Origin of the sequence: Streptomyces sp. HmicA12 (assembly GCF_000373565.1) — a bacterium.
Taxonomy (GTDB): Bacteria; Actinomycetota; Actinomycetes; order Streptomycetales; family Streptomycetaceae; genus Streptomyces.
Window position 1 is genome coordinate 102,084 of record NZ_KB891799.1, and the last position, 14,584, is coordinate 116,667.

The 14,584-nt window shown below is 69.7% G+C and carries 18 protein-coding genes; 13 read left to right on the top strand and 5 right to left on the bottom strand.

Features of this window, described 5'->3' with window-relative positions:
* Positions 1-18: 18 nt before the first annotated feature.
* The 12 genes from B072_RS0107255 to B072_RS0107310 all read left to right on the top strand — a co-directional run bounded on the left by B072_RS0107255 (position 19) and on the right by B072_RS0107310 (position 7,965).
* Positions 19-420 carry a hypothetical protein gene (locus B072_RS0107255; protein WP_018529277.1) on the top strand — a complete coding sequence of 134 codons (402 nt, stop codon included), beginning with the start codon at positions 19-21 and terminating at the stop codon, positions 418-420.
* 20 nt (positions 421-440) lie between these two features.
* On the top strand, positions 441-1,046 hold the full coding sequence (locus tag B072_RS0107260; RefSeq protein ID WP_018529278.1) for a hypothetical protein: 606 nt from the start codon (positions 441-443) through the stop codon (positions 1,044-1,046).
* Between the two features lie 101 nt (positions 1,047-1,147).
* Positions 1,148-1,438: a hypothetical protein gene (locus B072_RS0107265; RefSeq protein ID WP_018529279.1), complete on the top strand. Its 291-nt coding sequence runs from the start codon at positions 1,148-1,150 to the stop codon at positions 1,436-1,438.
* A gap of 65 nt (positions 1,439-1,503) precedes the next feature.
* A complete protein-coding gene (locus B072_RS0107270; protein WP_018529280.1) occupies positions 1,504-1,836 on the top strand; it encodes a hypothetical protein in 333 nt (110 codons plus the stop codon).
* A 96-nt stretch (positions 1,837-1,932) separates the two neighbouring features.
* Positions 1,933-2,319, top strand: a complete 387-nt coding sequence (locus tag B072_RS0107275; protein ID WP_018529281.1) for a hypothetical protein — start codon at positions 1,933-1,935, stop codon at positions 2,317-2,319.
* A gap of 87 nt (positions 2,320-2,406) precedes the next feature.
* On the top strand, positions 2,407-2,970 hold the full coding sequence (locus tag B072_RS0107280; protein WP_018529282.1) for a hypothetical protein: 564 nt from the start codon (positions 2,407-2,409) through the stop codon (positions 2,968-2,970).
* Between the two features lie 160 nt (positions 2,971-3,130).
* A complete protein-coding gene (locus tag B072_RS0107285) occupies positions 3,131-3,997 on the top strand; it encodes a hypothetical protein (RefSeq protein WP_018529283.1) in 867 nt (288 codons plus the stop codon).
* A 10-nt stretch (positions 3,998-4,007) separates the two neighbouring features.
* Complete coding sequence (locus tag B072_RS0107290; protein WP_018529284.1) at positions 4,008-4,850, top strand: hypothetical protein; 843 nt, start codon at positions 4,008-4,010, stop codon at positions 4,848-4,850.
* Positions 4,837-6,249 carry a hypothetical protein gene (locus B072_RS0107295; protein ID WP_158689169.1) on the top strand — a complete coding sequence of 471 codons (1,413 nt, stop codon included), beginning with the start codon at positions 4,837-4,839 and terminating at the stop codon, positions 6,247-6,249. The genes B072_RS0107290 and B072_RS0107295 overlap by 14 nt, the downstream gene beginning before the upstream one ends.
* 563 nt (positions 6,250-6,812) lie before the next feature.
* Positions 6,813-7,493, top strand: a complete 681-nt coding sequence (locus B072_RS46305; protein ID WP_078506345.1) for a peptidoglycan-binding protein — start codon at positions 6,813-6,815, stop codon at positions 7,491-7,493.
* Between the two features lie 14 nt (positions 7,494-7,507).
* Positions 7,508-7,714 (top strand): hypothetical protein, encoded by a 207-nt coding sequence (locus B072_RS0107305; RefSeq protein WP_018529287.1) that lies wholly within the window; start codon positions 7,508-7,510, stop codon positions 7,712-7,714.
* On the top strand, positions 7,711-7,965 hold the full coding sequence (locus B072_RS0107310; protein WP_018529288.1) for a hypothetical protein: 255 nt from the start codon (positions 7,711-7,713) through the stop codon (positions 7,963-7,965). The genes B072_RS0107305 and B072_RS0107310 overlap by 4 nt, the downstream gene beginning before the upstream one ends.
* 86 nt (positions 7,966-8,051) lie before the next feature.
* Here B072_RS0107310 and B072_RS0107315 read toward each other — a convergent pair whose 3' ends face one another.
* Genes B072_RS0107315 through dnaK form a run of 4 tightly spaced genes read right to left on the bottom strand, consistent with a single transcriptional unit; the run spans position 8,052 to position 12,294 of the window.
* Positions 8,052-8,501 carry a heat shock protein transcriptional repressor HspR gene (locus B072_RS0107315; protein ID WP_018529289.1) on the bottom strand — a complete coding sequence of 150 codons (450 nt, stop codon included), beginning with the start codon at positions 8,499-8,501 and terminating at the stop codon, positions 8,052-8,054.
* A gap of 5 nt (positions 8,502-8,506) precedes the next feature.
* Positions 8,507-9,694 carry a molecular chaperone DnaJ gene (gene dnaJ, locus B072_RS0107320; RefSeq protein ID WP_018529290.1) on the bottom strand — a complete coding sequence of 396 codons (1,188 nt, stop codon included), beginning with the start codon at positions 9,692-9,694 and terminating at the stop codon, positions 8,507-8,509.
* A 54-nt stretch (positions 9,695-9,748) separates the two neighbouring features.
* Positions 9,749-10,444: a nucleotide exchange factor GrpE gene (grpE, locus tag B072_RS0107325; RefSeq protein ID WP_018529291.1), complete on the bottom strand. Its 696-nt coding sequence runs from the start codon at positions 10,442-10,444 to the stop codon at positions 9,749-9,751.
* Positions 10,441-12,294 (bottom strand): molecular chaperone DnaK, encoded by a 1,854-nt coding sequence (dnaK, locus tag B072_RS0107330; protein ID WP_018529292.1) that lies wholly within the window; start codon positions 12,292-12,294, stop codon positions 10,441-10,443. Before dnaK ends, grpE begins: the two co-directional genes overlap by 4 nt.
* Positions 12,295-12,631: 337 nt before the next feature.
* Here dnaK and B072_RS0107335 point away from each other — a divergent pair, with 337 nt between their 5' ends.
* Complete coding sequence (locus tag B072_RS0107335) at positions 12,632-13,474, top strand: glycosyltransferase family 2 protein (RefSeq protein WP_078506330.1); 843 nt, start codon at positions 12,632-12,634, stop codon at positions 13,472-13,474.
* Between the two features lie 22 nt (positions 13,475-13,496).
* Here the strand turns inward: B072_RS0107335 and B072_RS42670 are convergent, their stop codons facing one another.
* Complete coding sequence (locus tag B072_RS42670) at positions 13,497-14,543, bottom strand: LCP family protein (RefSeq protein ID WP_078506331.1); 1,047 nt, start codon at positions 14,541-14,543, stop codon at positions 13,497-13,499.
* Between the last annotated feature and the right edge of the window lie 41 nt (positions 14,544-14,584).

A 14,584-nucleotide genomic window follows, 5' to 3' on the forward strand; every position in this document is an offset into this window, starting at 1 on the left:
TTTGACGGGATCCTTCATGTGTCCGCACTGAACTTCCCCGACGTCGAACGACTCGTCGTCGACTTCCTGAAGAGCCGGGCCGAACTGGTCGGGACGACGGTCGACAACCGGCCGCCCTCCGGGTTCGACGGCACCCAGCAGGTCGTCCTCGTCTCGCGTACCGGCGGGACCTGGATCGACGACCTCTACCTCGACCATCCCGTGGTCGACCTGGAGGCGTACGCCGCCGACAAGACGGTCGCCCACACCATCGCCCTCGCCGCCCGCGCCTGTGTGCACGAGCTGCAGGGCACCGGCTACGGCACGGCGGTCGTCACCGACGTGTCGGAGGTCGAGGGGCCGCGCTGGCTGCCCGACTACAACCGCCCGGCCGCCAGCCGCTATCTCACCCGGCTGCAGCTCTCCATCCGTCCTGCCTGACCCACTCAAGGAGTCCTTCCATGCCTTCTCCGAACACCAGCTCCCAGATCCGCGTCCCGGGTACCGGCAAGGTGCTCGTGGCGAAGTACAACGCCGCCACGCCGGCCGCCGCGCCGATCGACACCAAGGTTCCGTGGTCCGCGACGGACTGGACCGAGCTCGGCTACACCTCCACCGACGGCGTGAAGCTCGCCAAGAAGGACAAGATCGACCAGGTCGACGGATGGCAGTCGGTGAGCGCGCTGCGCTACATCTACTCCGACCGTGAGCTGACGCTGAAGTTCCAGCTGATGCAGTTCAACAAGACCACGCTGCCCTTCTTCATGGGCGGCGGGGCGACGGCTGCCGCGGCGACCGGCGCCGAGGCCGGCACCTTCAAGTACGACCTCACCACCAACCCGGCCGCGGACGAGCGGGCGCTGGGCTTCGAGTTCACGGACACGCAGAACGGGTCCGCGGTCATCTACCGGCTGATCGTCCCGCGCGGCCAGGTCACCGAGACCGAGGAGATCTCGATGACCCGCACCGGCGCCATGAAGCTCGGCGTCACCTTCACCGCCTACGCACAGGACGACACGTCGCTGCCGCTCGCGACCTGGGTCATGAAGGACGGCGCGTACGCGTAACGGGGCTCTGCCCGCACCAGTCGGCCCGGCGCGCATCCGTCGCGCGCCGGGCCGTCCCCTCCTCCACCCGCACACCTCAACTTCCCCATCAGGAGCACCTCATGGCCGGATTCGACGTCAACGCCGCCCGCGCCCAGCGCCTCGAAGCGCTCGGCCGCGCCTGGACCTTCCAGCTCGACACCGACACCTTCGAGCTGCCGACCGAGCTCAGCCGCGGTGTCGCCCGCAAGCTGCGCGCCCTCGACGACAACGACGTGGACGGTCTCCTCCAACTCCTCCTGGGTGATCAGCAGTTCGCGCGCTTCGAGCAGCACGACGTCACCATGCAGGACATCGCCGCGATCCTGGAGGCGTACGGCAAGGAGACCGGGCTCGGCCTGGGGGAAGACTGAGCCTCGTCGCGCTCGTAGAAGAGCACGCCGAGGCCATCGAGGCCGATCTGCTGCGCCATTACGGCGTGGACCTGCTGGACTGGTACCGGGGGCGGTTGTCGTCACGACGGCTGGCGGTGCTGGTGCGGCACATGCCGCGGGACAGCGCGCTCGCGCACGAAATGCACGGTGAGGCCGCCGAGTGGCACGTGATGGAACATCTGCTCGCGCATGCGGTGGACCAACTGCAGGAAGCCAACTGGATGTTCGCGACGGTCAACCGGGACGAGGACAGCGACCCTCTCGACCCGCCTCAGCCCATGCCCCGCCCTGGCGCAGACGCCACCCCGAGCGAAGACAGCGCCCCGAACTCCAGCGTAATGGCCTCTCCAGAGTACGTAGCCAAGTTTCTCGCCTGATCGGAAACGGCTTGTCGCTCCCGTAACTATGCGCTCGTATAGTGTCGCCCGTTGCTCATGGCGACTTCTCTTCCCATCCATCACCCTGGGGGGCGCATGATCATTTTCTACTTGGTCACGGTCGCGCTGATCTATTTCCTGTTCCGACTGTTGCGCCTCTGGAGAGCGGGGCTTCGACTGAGGACGGCGGGCGCCTTCGCCACGGCGCATTGCACGCACATCTCTTACCACGAGGACAGCGTCACGCTGAGTTTTGTGTTCTCAGTAGATGGCGCCGACTTCCAGGGGACCTCGTCCTACATGTCGACCAACGCAGCGTCACCGGGCGAGGATATAGAGATCATTTACGATCCATCCTCCCCGGAGAATGCAGACATAGCTGCATGCGTCGAGTCGAGCATAAGGATGCACAGATTGGCTTTCTGGTGTCTGGCTCCGCTCGTTGCAGGGGCTATAACGCTGGACGTATGGCTCACTATTTGACCTCTGCAAGCCACCCACCACTCCCCGGTCACGAGGTGACCGGGTTTTTCTTTTCCCTCGCATGGAGACCCTTCACCTGGAGAAGCCATGACGGACGGTAAAACCCTGGCGCCGGCAGTCCAACACGAACTCGCTATTCAATGGCCAAAATTTAAAACGGAGCTGGTCAAAGACATACAGGCAACGCTGGTCAAGTCCGACTACCAGGCTGCCACCCTCAGTGCGCAGTTTTTCAAGATGGACCATTCGCTGTTCAAGTGGGACGAGAAGGGCTTCACTTTCGCCGGGAAACAGATCAGCACTTTCTCGCTGCAGACACTGGTCCACGGCGGCAGGGACGCTGAGGCTGCGACGAAGAAGAAGGAAAATGAACGTCTGGAAGCAGAGAAGGCCAAGGCCGCTCGCGAGCAGGAGCGGGAACGCATAAAGAAGTTCGAGGAAGACCTCATGCGCCACGTTCGCGGTGCCCGCAACAGCGCAACCACGGCTCACGACGTCGCCGTCAAGGCTCAGCATGACGCGCAGCGCGCCGACAACCTCCTGCGCAGTGCCAACCACAGTGCTCGCCTCGCCGCAGACAACGCGTCCCGAGCCAGCCAGAAACTCGGCGCGCTGGAAGAGCGGGTAGTGGCACTCGAATCGCATATCTGACTACGTCAGAATTTCGCCAGAAACCCAGGTGATACCCATGTCCCTCACTCAAAGACTGCTGTCTGCCCGAGGTGCCTTCGGCAATTTTTCCGCTGCGGCCGGCAAGGCGGGAACGACGGTCAGCCGTACTACCAGCGGCGTCAATTCCCTGCACGGCTCTGTGGGGAGGCTCAAGAGCAGTCTCGGGCAGACCGACGCCCGACTGTCCCGGACGCGGTCCGGTACCGATAAATTCAAGACTTCCCTGGACCGCCTCAAGGCCTCCTCCTCCAAAACCAACACCGCCCTCCGCGACGTAAAACGCCAGTCCGACGCCGTCGAGAAGTCCGTCGGGAAGGCCGGGAAGACCGCCACCGGCGGGGGCAAGTCGATGACCGGGCTCGGCAAGGGGCTCAAGGGGGCCACGCTTGCCCAGAAGGGGCTCAATACCGCGATGAAGGCCAACGCCCTCGGCCTGGTCATCTCGCTGCTCGCGCCGATCATCGGGCAGTTCATCAACATGGACAAGGTGTCCAAGGCGCTGGCCAAGGGCGTGAAGTGGGCCTGGAACGCGATCTCCGGGGCCATCAAGTCCCACTCCGGGCCCATCAAGAGCATCATGAAGGGCCTGGTCAACGGGTTCACCGCACTGCCCCGCGCCTACATCAGCGGCATCAACGCCATGATCCGCGGGCTCAACTCGATCCACGTCAAGATCCCCGGCTGGGTCCCGGTCGTCGGCGGCAAGGAATTCGGGATCCACCTGCCGCAGATCCCGAACATCCCCACCCTCGCCGAGGGCGGCGTCGTGCAGGCCCGCTCCGGCGGCCGGCTCGCCCTCATCGGTGAAGGCGGCGAGAACGAAGCCGTCATCCCGCTGTCCAAGCTCAGCCGCATGATGGGCGGCCACCCGGGCAACGCCGCCACGCTCGCCCGGCTCGCCGCCGCCGTCGAGGCGATGGCCGCGCGGCCCGTGCACGTCGCCGTGGACTCCCAGGTCATCGCCCGCGCCGTCCAGGTCGGACAGCGCCAGCTCGCTCGGAGGTGAACAGCACGCCATGATCAGAAACCTGTGGATAGGCAAGCCCGGGCTGCTGCGGGAGATCGTCCAGGCCGCCAAGAGCTGGGACCGCACCGCCGATCTGAACGTCACGGAGTTCAAGTCCCTGGAGGGCACGGTCACCACCGTCGCCCCCGCCCGCACGCCCCGCCGCCTGAAGTTCTCCTGGGACCTGCTCCCGCCGGACGACGCCCAGCACCTCGCCCGGCTCGCCCGCCGCGTCAACGGGCCCGGACTGCAAGGGAGTTCAGTAGCCTCGTACGGGCCGGTCGCCCTGCTCGACCCCGCCACCGTCAACCTCCTCGACCCGTACCAGGCCGCCGCGCAGAGCAGTTCGCCCAGCGGCGCCGACCACTGGTTCACGGTGACCGGCACCATGGTCGTCAGCCCGTTCGTCGGCGACACCGTCGTCGCCCAGTTCCAGGACACCACCCGGATCGGCTGGCGGCACGGCACCTGGACCGGCTGGCCGGTGGCCCCCGGCATGAAGGTGTCGTGGCTGGTGCCGCCCGACTGGAACCCGGCGACCGCCACCGCCCAGCTGGACTGGAAGGCCGCCGACGGCTCGTACCTGGCCACCACCGCCGTGACCGGCGCGAGCGTCACCGGTACCGCCCCGGCCGGCGCCGCCTTCGTCACCCCCGTCGGCGGACCCGGCGTCACCGGTATGGCCGGGCTCGCCGGCGCCTGCCTCACCATCGGCGACACCCCGGTCCCGTACGCGCTCGGCGACGGCTGCCCGGCGATGAGCGTGACCGCGTACAGCGACGCGCCCGCGAACCCGCTGCCGTACCGCAACGTCAGCATCGACCTGGTGGAGGTGCGCGGTGCTGAACTCTGACGACGAGGCCCTCGACGTCTCCCTCGCCGCGCCCGAGCGCGCCCCCGCCCACGCCACCCGCTTCGGCGGGCAGGAGCTGGGCGGACAGGTGCAGTCGTGGAAGGTGGAGCGGGCCTACGCCACCGATCTGCCGGACGCGATGCGCGCGGTGTCCGGCAGCGCGTCCGCGCAGTTGGAGGTGCAGCTCGGCGGCGCCGAAGGCGTCCCCGCGCCGCGCCTGTACTCGGCCTGGGCGCCGCGTGCCACCTCCGACGTCGCACGGCCCGGGCAGTCCGTGGTGCACGCGGCGGGGGTCGCGGGCCGCACCGTGCCCGCCTTCCGCGGCACCGTGCGCTCACGCACCGCCGCGTCCGGCAGCGACACCGTCACCGTGCAGGCCCTGGACGGCGCGGAGCGGCTGCGCGGCCCCGCCCAACTCCCGCGCCCCTACCACGGGTTGCTGTACGGCAAACCCGTCGCCACCACCGTCTGGTGCGTGGACGAACTGCTCCGCCAGGGCGGCATCCACACCTGCCCGCCGCCGCGCGCCCCGGCGCCCGCCGCCGATCTCGACCAGCCCTTCACCGCGCTGTACGCCTCGCTGCACGGCGGCTTCAACTCCACCTACGGCCAGCCCGAGACCCTGCCCGACCCGTCCGCGTACTCCTGGATCAGGGACGGCGCCCCGCACGAGATGGCGCTCAGGCCGGCCGCGGCAGGACTCTCCGTGTCGTGGATGCCGCGCTCGCGGTTCGCCGTGTCGGGGCGGGTGTTCCAGGCCGAGGCGTACGTCAACACCGCGCTGGCCAAGGACAGCGTCGTCGAACTGAAGCTGGTCTTCGACCGCAGCGCGAACAAGTACGGCTACTACACGGGAACCTTCGACATCTCCACCGGGCAGGTCAAGGTCGCCTCGGGGACGCTCAACGGCACGAGCTCGCAGTTCAGTTGGACCTTCAGCAAGCTCGCCTCACTGCGCGGCGCCTGGCACCTCGGCTTCGCGGTGGACACCCGGGCGGGCGGCTCGTCGGTCATGGCGACCGTGAAGCCACGCCTGACGGCGCCCGACGGCGAGTACCTCGCGGGCGGCCCGGGCACCTACACGGACACCTCCGCGGGCCAGCCGCCGTCCGAACTGCACCGGGTCGACCTGCTGACCGACATGCCCGTCGAGTGCGTCCAGGTCACCGACCGGTCGTGGCCGGACCTCGACTCGTACAACGGCAACGAGTGGGACCAGAAGGGCCGTTGGCGCAAGGGCGCCGTGCTCGACGACGCCGACATCCCGCTGTACGACGTCCCGCAGGTGTCGGGGTCGCAGTGGGACGCCCTGACGGAGATCGCGCGGGCCACGAACAGGGTGTCTTCCGGTGGTACGGGCCCGCCCGGTTCCGCACCGTGCCGCCGCGGCCCGATCTGACGGTCACCACGCGCCGCTCCGTCTCCGCGCTGACCGTCTCCGAGGAGATCGACGCCTGCCGCAACTACTGCCAGCAGCCCTACGCCGACTGGACGGGCATCACGAGCGTCAACGGCGAGACCGTCACCGACACCGTGGTCCGCAAGATCAACCCGGGGTCCGTGGTGGAGGTGCGGTACGCCATCGCCGAGGACGAGAACGACATCGGCCCGCTCCAGATCGACGACGACGCCTCCCCGATCAGCGGCCACAAGGTGCGCTTCGGCAGCGCCGCCACCGGCGGCACCTCGGTCAAGGGCAGCGTCACGGTCAGCTCGCTGCGCGACGGCCCGGACTACGTCGTGCGGTTCATCAACCACGGCACCGCCGCCGTGTGGACCGTGACCAAGGACGGCAACCCGTCCGTGCAGATCATCCCGCAGGTCCGCTCCGGACAGTCGAAGCAGCGCACCTTCGCCTGGTACAACACCACGAGCCAGGCCTACTACGGCAAGCAGGTCTACGAGGCCTCGGCCTCCGCCTGGGTGCAGTCCCGGCAGTCCGCCGACACCCTCTCGCACGCCATGCTCGACGCCGGCCGCTTCCCCGTGCCGGTGCTCGGCGAGGTCGAGGTGCTGCACGATCCGCGCATCCAACTCGGCGACGTCGTAAGGGTGGTGGACGTCACCGGCGCCGAGCTCGACACGCTCGCCTGGGTCGTCGGCATCCGCACCACCTGCCAGGCGGGTGCGGCGCCGCAGCAGACGCTGACGCTGCGCGGCACCGCCATCGAGAACCTGGGCACGGGCAAGGACCCCTACCCGGCGGCGCAACTCGCCTCCGTGGAACGGGTGTCCGCCGCCCTGTGCCGCGCCCACGGCTGGTCGGCGGCGAGCGTGATCGGACACAAGGAGTGGACCCGCCGCAAGATCGACCCGTCGTTCTCGATGAGCGGGATGCGCACGCGGGTGGAGGCGCGGCTCGGGGTGCGGCCGGTTCCCGCACCGACGCCCGAGGGGTTCGCCCCCTTCCCCGGCGCCGGCTTCTTCGTGACGGGCCGGCGCAGCGACCTGTTCACCGCCGTCGGCCGGCGGCTCGTCGCGGAGGGCTGCGGCCGCTACCACGTCGGGCCCGGGCCCGTGTGGGGCGAGGCCGACGTCCTCTCGTACGCGGCCTGGCAGCGCGAGCTGGGCCACGTGGGCGCGGCGGCCGACGGAATTCCGGGGCGCGCGAGCTGGGACCGGCTGCGCGTGCCGCACACGTGAGGAGGTGACCGACGATGACCGAGGCCGCACGCAGAACGCTGCGCACCGCGCTGCAGACCGTCGTCGCGCTGCTGCCGCTGCTCGCCGACGGCGGGGCCGCCGCGGACGTCCCCGCGCTCGCGGGCGTCGTCGCCGTGGCGGCGGCCGTCAGCCGCGTGATGGCGCTGCCGGAGGTGGACCGGCTGCTGCCGCACTGGCTCCGAAAGGAGGCGGGGCCGTGACCGCACTCGAACCGGGCGGCGTTGCACTGGAGGTGGAGCGCCTGCGCCGATCCGTCGACGTCGGCTTCGCCACCACGCGCGGCGATCTGGCCCTGCTCCTGCAGCGCGCCGACCAGACCGACAAGACCCTCGGCGAACACGAGGAACGCCTCGACGCCCTGGAGCGCACCCGCTGGCCGCTGCCGTCACTGGCCGCGCTGACGTCGTGCGCGGCGCTCGCGGTGGCGCTGTGGCAGTCCGCGGGCAGGTGACCCGCAGCAAGGTGAACACCGTGAAGGGGCCCCGGAGTCGTCGAACTCCGGGGCCCCTTCACGCGTTTCACGCCGTTACCGCGGCGTCAGTCCTGCGGCCGCTTCGGGCGCCACACCACCAGCGCGCTGGTCTGCTGCACCTCCTGGTACGGGACCAGGTCGCGGCGGTACGAGGCGTGCACCGCCGCCTCACGTTGCTGCATGGCCGCGGCGGCTCCCTCCACGGCGGCGGAGAGTTCCGCCACGCGGGACTGGAGCGCGGCGACCTGGTTCTCCAGCTCGATGATGCGCTTGATGCCCGCCAGATTGATGCCCTCGGTCTGCGACAACTCCTGCACCGTGCGCAGGAGTTCGATGTCGCGGGCCGAGTAGCGCCGGCCGCGCCCGGCCGTGCGGTCGGGCGAGACCAGGCCGAGGCGGTCGTACTGGCGCAGCGTCTGCGGGTGCAGGCCGGACAGCTGGGCCGCCACCGAAATGACGTACACCGGTGTCTCGTCGGTCAGTTCGTACGGGTTGCTTCGTCGGCGGCCGTCCATCTGGCTCAGGCTCCCTTCGCGGCCTGGAACAGTTCTGCCCGCACATCGGTGTCCTCAGTCGCCTTGCGGTACGACTCGAGGGCGTCGCGTGCGTCGTCCGGGAGGTCCTTGGGGACCGCGACCTCGACGGTGACCAGCAGGTCGCCGCGGGTGCCGTCCTTGCGGACGGCGCCCTTGCCGCGGGCCCGCATCGTCCGCCCGTTCGGCGTGCCCGGGGGCAGCTTCAGGGTGACGGGCGGGCCGCCCAGCGTGGGCACCTTGACCTCGCCGCCGAGCGTCGCCTCCGGGTAGGTCACCGGGACGGTGACCGTGAGGTTGTCGCCCTTGCGGCCGAAGACCGGGTGGGCGCCGACGTGCACGACGACGTACAGGTCGCCCGCCGGGCCGCCCCGCTCGCCCGGCGCGCCCTTGCCGCGGAGGCGGATGCGCTGGCCGTCGGAGACCCCGGCGGGGATGCGCACCTGCATGGTGCGCGACGACTTGGCGCGGCCACTGCCCTTGCAGACCTCGCAGGGGGTTTCCGCGATCAGGCCGCGGCCCTTGCAGTCCACGCACGGGTCGGTGAGGGAGAAGCCGCCACCGCCGCCCCGCGAGACCTGCCCGGTGCCGACGCAGGTCGGGCACACGCGCGGCGTGCCGTTCTTGTCGCCGGTGCCGGAGCACGCCTTGCAGGGAGCCTGGGAGGACATCCGCAGCGGGACCGTGGCCCCGTCCACCGCCTCGGTGAAGTTGAGCGTCACCTCGGACTCGATGTCCTGCCCGCGGCGCGGCTGGGTCCGGGTGCCCGTGCCCGCGCCGCCCCGGTTGAACAGGCCGCCGAACACGTCCCCGATGCCGCCGCCGAAACCGCCCTGGCCGCCGCCCTGGCCCTGGGCGCCGCCCCCGAAGAGGTCGCCCAGGTCGAAGTTGAACGAGCCACCGCCGCCCCCGCCCGGCCCCGGGCGGAATCCGCCGTTGCCGAACAGGGCGCGCGCCTCGTCGTACTCCTTGCGCTTCTTGGGGTCACCGAGGATGTCGTTCGCCTCGGAGATCTCCTTGAAGCGGTCCTCCGCCTTGGGGTTGCCCTTGTTGGCGTCGGGGTGGTTCTCCCGGGCGAGCTTGCGGTACGCCTTCTTGATCTCGGCGTCGGTGGCGTCCTTGGGGACGCCGAGGACCTTGTAGTAGTCCTTCTCGATGAAGTCCTTGGTGCTCATCGGCCTCGACGTCCCTCCTCACATGTGCTGCGTATGCCGTGGATCCCTTGTACGTCAGCCCTCTTCCGGGCCACCGCTCTCCTTCTCGTCGGCCTCGTCGGCCGACTCGGCAGCGGTCTCCGGCTTGACCGTCTGCGCACCCGGCTGCGGCTCGGCCACGGCCACCCGCGCGGGGCGGATGGTGCGCTCGCCGATCCGGTAACCCGGCTGCAGGATCGCCACGCAGGTCGTCTCGGTGACGTCCGGCGCGTAGCTGTGCATCAGGGCCTCGTGCACCATCGGGTCGAAGGGCTCGCCCTCCTTGCCGAACTGCTGCAGGCCCATCTTGGCGGCGACCGTCTCCAGCGACTCGGCGACGGACTTGAAGCCGCCGACGAGTTCGCCGTGCTCACGGGCGCGGCCGATGTCGTCGAGGGTGGGCAGCAGCTCGGACAGGAGGTTCGCGACGGCGACCTCCTTGACCGTGACGCGGTCCCGCTCCACACGGCGACGGTAGTTCTGGTACTCGGCCTGGAGGCGCTGGAGGTCCGTGGTCCGCTCGTTGAGCGCGGTACGCACCTGGTCCAGCTGTGCCGTCAGGGCGACGTCCTGTGCGCCTTGAGGGCTGGAGGAAGCTGAGTCCCCGGCCGGGGCCGCCCCCTCGCCCTTGTCGGGCGAGGCGGCGGTCTTCGGCTCGGCGTCTTCGGAGGTGGCGCCGGAGGGGACGTCAGGCTTCTCGTTCTCGTCGAAGCCCGGGGTCTCCTCCGTCACGCGGCACCGTCCTTGCGGTCCTCGTCGACGATCTCGGCGTCGACGACGTCGTCGTCGGCGGCCTTGTCGCCGGCGGGGGCGTCACCCTGCGGGGCGTCACCGGCGGCCTGCGCGCCCTGGGCGTCGGCGTACATGGCCTGGCCCAGCTTCTGCGAGACGGCGGCGACCTTCTCGGTGGCGGTGCGGATCTCGGCCGTGTCCTCGCCCTTGAGCTTTTCCTTCAGCTCGGTGACGGCTTCCTCGACCTCGGTCTTCACGTCGCCGGGGACCTTGTCCGCGTTGTCCGCGAGGAACTTCTCCGTCTGGTAGACGAGCTGCTCGCCCTGGTTGCGGGACTCGGCGGCCTCGCGGCGGGCGTGGTCCTCCTCCGCGTACTTCTCGGCCTCTTCGCGCATCCGGTTGACCTCGTCCTTCGGCAGCGAGGAGCCACCGGTGACGGTCATCTTCTGCTCCTTGCCCGTGCCGAGGTCCTTCGCGGTCACGTGCATGATGCCGTTGGCGTCGATGTCGAAGGCGACCTCGATCTGCGGGACACCGCGCGGGGCCGGCGGCAGGCCCGTCAGCTCGAACATCCCGAGCTTCTTGTTGTACGCCGCGATCTCGCGCTCGCCCTGGTAGACCTGGATCTGCACCGACGGCTGGTTGTCCTCGGCCGTCGTGAAGATCTCGGAGCGCTTCGTCGGGATCGTCGTGTTGCGCTCGATGAGCTTCGTCATGATGCCGCCCTTGGTCTCGATACCAAGCGACAGCGGGGTGACGTCGAGGAGCAGGACGTCCTTGACCTCGCCCTTGAGGACACCGGCCTGCAGGGCGGCGCCGATGGCGACGACCTCGTCCGGGTTCACGCCCTTGTTGGCCTCGTTGCCACCCGTCAGCTCCTTGACGAGCTCGGCGACGGCCGGCATACGGGTCGAGCCACCGACGAGAACGACGTGGTCGATCTCGCTGAGCTGGATGCCCGCGTCCTTGATGACGTTGTGGAACGGCGTCTTGCAGCGCTCCAGCAGGTCGGACGTGAGCTGCTGGAACTGGGCGCGCGTGAGCTTCTCGTCCAGGTGCAGCGGGCCCTCGGCGGACGCCGTGATGTAGGGCAGGTTGATCGTGGTCTCGGTCGAGGACGAGAGCTCGATCTTCGCCTTCTCGGCGGCCTCGCGCAGGCGCTGGAGCGCCATCTTGTCCTTGCCGAGGTCCACACCGTGGCCGTTGTTGAACTGCTTGACCAGGTAGTCGACGACGCGCTGGTCCCAGTCGTCACCACCGAGGTGGTTGTCGCCGTTCGTGGCCTTCACCTCGACGACGCCGTCGCCGATCTCGAGCAGCGAGACGTCGAAGGTGCCGCCACCGAGGTCGAAGACGAGAATGGTCTGGTCGTCCTTGTCGAGACCGTAGGCCAGGGCGGCGGCCGTCGGCTCGTTGACGATACGCAGGACGTTCAGGCCCGCGATCTCGCCGGCCTCCTTCGTCGCCTGACGCTCCGAGTCGTTGAAGTACGCGGGCACGGTGATGACCGCGTCCGTGACCTTCTCACCCAGGTAGGACTCCGCGTCGCGCTTCAGCTTCTGCAGGATGAAGGCGCTCATCTGCTGCGGGTTGAAGTCCTTGCCGTCCAGGTTGATCTTCCAGTCAGTGCCCATGTGGCGCTTGACCGAGCGGACCGTACGGTCCACGTTCGTGACCGCCTGGCGCTTGGCGACCTCGCCGACCAGCACCTCGCCGTTCTTCGCGAAGGCGACGACGGACGGCGTGGTCCTGGCGCCCTCGGCGTTGGTGATGACGGTGGGCTCGCCGCCTTCGAGAACGCTGACGACGGAGTTAGTCGTGCCCAGGTCGATGCCGACCGCACGTGCCATTTCGATTCCTCCAGGTGCTTACTTGAGTGGAACTGACTCAAGACTGCAACACCACCCCCCTCGACGTCAACAGACCTGAGTCGACCAGGCTCAACTTTTATCCTGCGCTTATCTTCATCTCGCCGGGAAGGACGCTCTGACCAGCGCTTTCCCCCGACCTTCCGCGTATACGCAGATGTCGGCGGCCCGACCGCGAAGGACTTTCGCCCCTCCCTAAGCCCCCCCTCCAAGGCCCCCCTCCACCCGGAGGCTCCGATGTCGCTCGCCGGTTCCCGGGGATCGAGGCAGGAGACTTGTGCCCCGATCGTCCCGAACGCGCGACGTCAGGAGCCCCCACGTGGAGCCGCCCCGGGTAGCGGTGCTGATGACCAGCCACAACCGGCGCGCCGCCACGCTCGCCGCCCTCGACACGCTCGCCGCCCAGCAAGGTCTGCCGCCGGGCACGACCGTGCGCACGCACCTCGTGGACGCGGGCTCGACCGACGGCACCCCGGACGCGGTGCGCCGCGCCCACCCCGGCGTCCAGGTGACGGTCGTCGGCCCCGACGTCTACTGGGGCCACGGCATGCGCCTGGCCAGCCGCAACAGCCGCGCGGCCGGCAGCCCCGAGCCGACGCACCAGCTGTGGCTCCACGACGACGTCCGGCTCGCCCCGGACGCACTGGCCCAACTCCTCCACACATCAAGGCAGTTCGACGACAAGGCGGTGATCGTCGGCGCGCTGTGCCACGACGGCGCCACCACCTACTCCGGCCGCCGCGGCCGCGCCCTCACCCTCGTCGAACCGACGGGGAGGCCCGAGCCCTGCGCCACGTACAACGGGAACGCGGTGCTGCTCCCGTGGGCGGTGCGCGAGCGGGTCGGCGACATCGACAAGGTCTTCCGGAACGGCATGGGCGACTACGACCACGGCTTCCGGGCCCGCCGCGCGGGCATCGCCGCCTACGTCGCGCCGCGCCACGTCGGCGACTGCCCGGCCGACCCGGTGCTGCGCGGCTCGCGCGAGCCGGGCATCGGGGTGCGGGAGGCGCTGCGCCGGCGGGTGTCGCAGCGGGAGCTGCCGGTGCGGCAGTGGTGGGTGTACTGCCTGCGGCACACCGGCTGGCGGGCGCCCGCGCTGATGGTCGCCCCGTACGTGACGACGGTGGTGCGGGCGGGCCTGGCCCGCGGCGCGCGGTGAGCCCCGCGGCGCCGCCGCGGGATCACAGCTCGTCGTTGTCGGCGTCGTAGGCGTTGTAGAGGTGCGCGGGCAGCTCGCGGTCCTCGCGCAGCGCCGTGAAGAGCGCGTCGGCCTGGTCCTCCACGGGCATGTAGCGGCCCCAGTAGTCGGGGTGCTCCACGCTGGGCACCGTCACGATGGGCATGCGCTTCTCGGCGACGGCGCCCACGTCCTTGGCGAGGCCGTTCAGCTCGCCGAGCGAGTCCAGGCCCCGGTCGGCGGTGAGCGAGGACGTCACCGCGTGCAGCACCGGGTAGAGCTCGGAGGGGTGGTCGAGCAGCCGGGCGGCGCGGACGTGGTGCAGCATCACGCGGGCGAACTCCTTCTGCCGCTCGATGCGCTGCAGATCGCTGCCGTCGCCGACACCGGTCCTGCCCCGGACGAAGACCAGGGCCTGCTCGCCGTCCAGGTGCTGCTCGCCCTCGTCGAGGACGACGTCACCGCCCGGCACCCGCATCCGCTCGGGCACGTCCACGTCGACACCGCCGAGCGCGTCCACGACCTCCTCGAAGCCGGTGAAGTCCATGACGAGATGGTGATCGACGCGGACCCCCGACAGCTCCTCGAACGTACGGATCGCGCAGGCCGCGCCGCCCCGCTCGAACGCCCAGTTGAACTGGGCGTATTCGGGCTCGCTGCGCTCCCCCTCCCAGGTGCGGCAGGACGGGATGTCCACCATCAGGTCACGCGGCACGCTCACCAGGGCGGCCCGCTTCCGGTCCGCCGACAGGTGCAGCAGCATCGTCGTGTCGGAGCGCTGGCTGTCCTTGGTGGCCTCGATGTCCGAGCCCATGATCAGGATGTTCTGCGCCCCCGGCCTGAGCGCGACGGGCCGGCTGCCGTGCTCGGCCTCCAGGGCCCGGTCGGTGGCCTCGTCGGTGCGGATGTTGCCGTTCAGACGCGCGTACGCGTATCCGCCCGCGCACACCGCCGTCACGAGGAGCAGGGTGGAGACGAGCAGACTCCAGCGCAGCCGCCGTCGTTTCGGCAGGAGTCGGGTAAGTTTCGTACGCAAAGACCGCGATGCCATGGTTGAGTCCTTCCACGCCGCATCCCGATCGACCGCTCATA

Excerpts from the sequence above, each read along its gene's own strand:
- B072_RS0107260 (WP_018529278.1), top strand. The coding sequence starts at position 441 with ATGCCTTCTCCGAACACCAGCTCCCAGATCCGCGTCCCGGGTACCGGC.
- B072_RS0107265 (WP_018529279.1), top strand. The coding sequence starts at position 1,148 with ATGGCCGGATTCGACGTCAACGCCGCCCGCGCCCAGCGCCTCGAAGCG.
- B072_RS0107275 (WP_018529281.1), top strand. The coding sequence starts at position 1,933 with ATGATCATTTTCTACTTGGTCACGGTCGCGCTGATCTATTTCCTGTTC.
- B072_RS0107280 (WP_018529282.1), top strand. The coding sequence starts at position 2,407 with ATGACGGACGGTAAAACCCTGGCGCCGGCAGTCCAACACGAACTCGCT.
- B072_RS0107290 (WP_018529284.1), top strand. The coding sequence starts at position 4,008 with ATGATCAGAAACCTGTGGATAGGCAAGCCCGGGCTGCTGCGGGAGATC.
- B072_RS46305 (WP_078506345.1), top strand. The coding sequence starts at position 6,813 with ATGCTCGACGCCGGCCGCTTCCCCGTGCCGGTGCTCGGCGAGGTCGAG.
- B072_RS0107305 (WP_018529287.1), top strand. The coding sequence starts at position 7,508 with ATGACCGAGGCCGCACGCAGAACGCTGCGCACCGCGCTGCAGACCGTC.
- B072_RS0107315 (WP_018529289.1), bottom strand. The coding sequence starts at position 8,501 with ATGGACGGCCGCCGACGAAGCAACCCGTACGAACTGACCGACGAGACA.
- dnaJ (WP_018529290.1), bottom strand. The coding sequence starts at position 9,694 with ATGAGCACCAAGGACTTCATCGAGAAGGACTACTACAAGGTCCTCGGC.
- dnaK (WP_018529292.1), bottom strand. The coding sequence starts at position 12,294 with ATGGCACGTGCGGTCGGCATCGACCTGGGCACGACTAACTCCGTCGTC.
- B072_RS42670 (WP_078506331.1), bottom strand. The coding sequence starts at position 14,543 with ATGGCATCGCGGTCTTTGCGTACGAAACTTACCCGACTCCTGCCGAAA.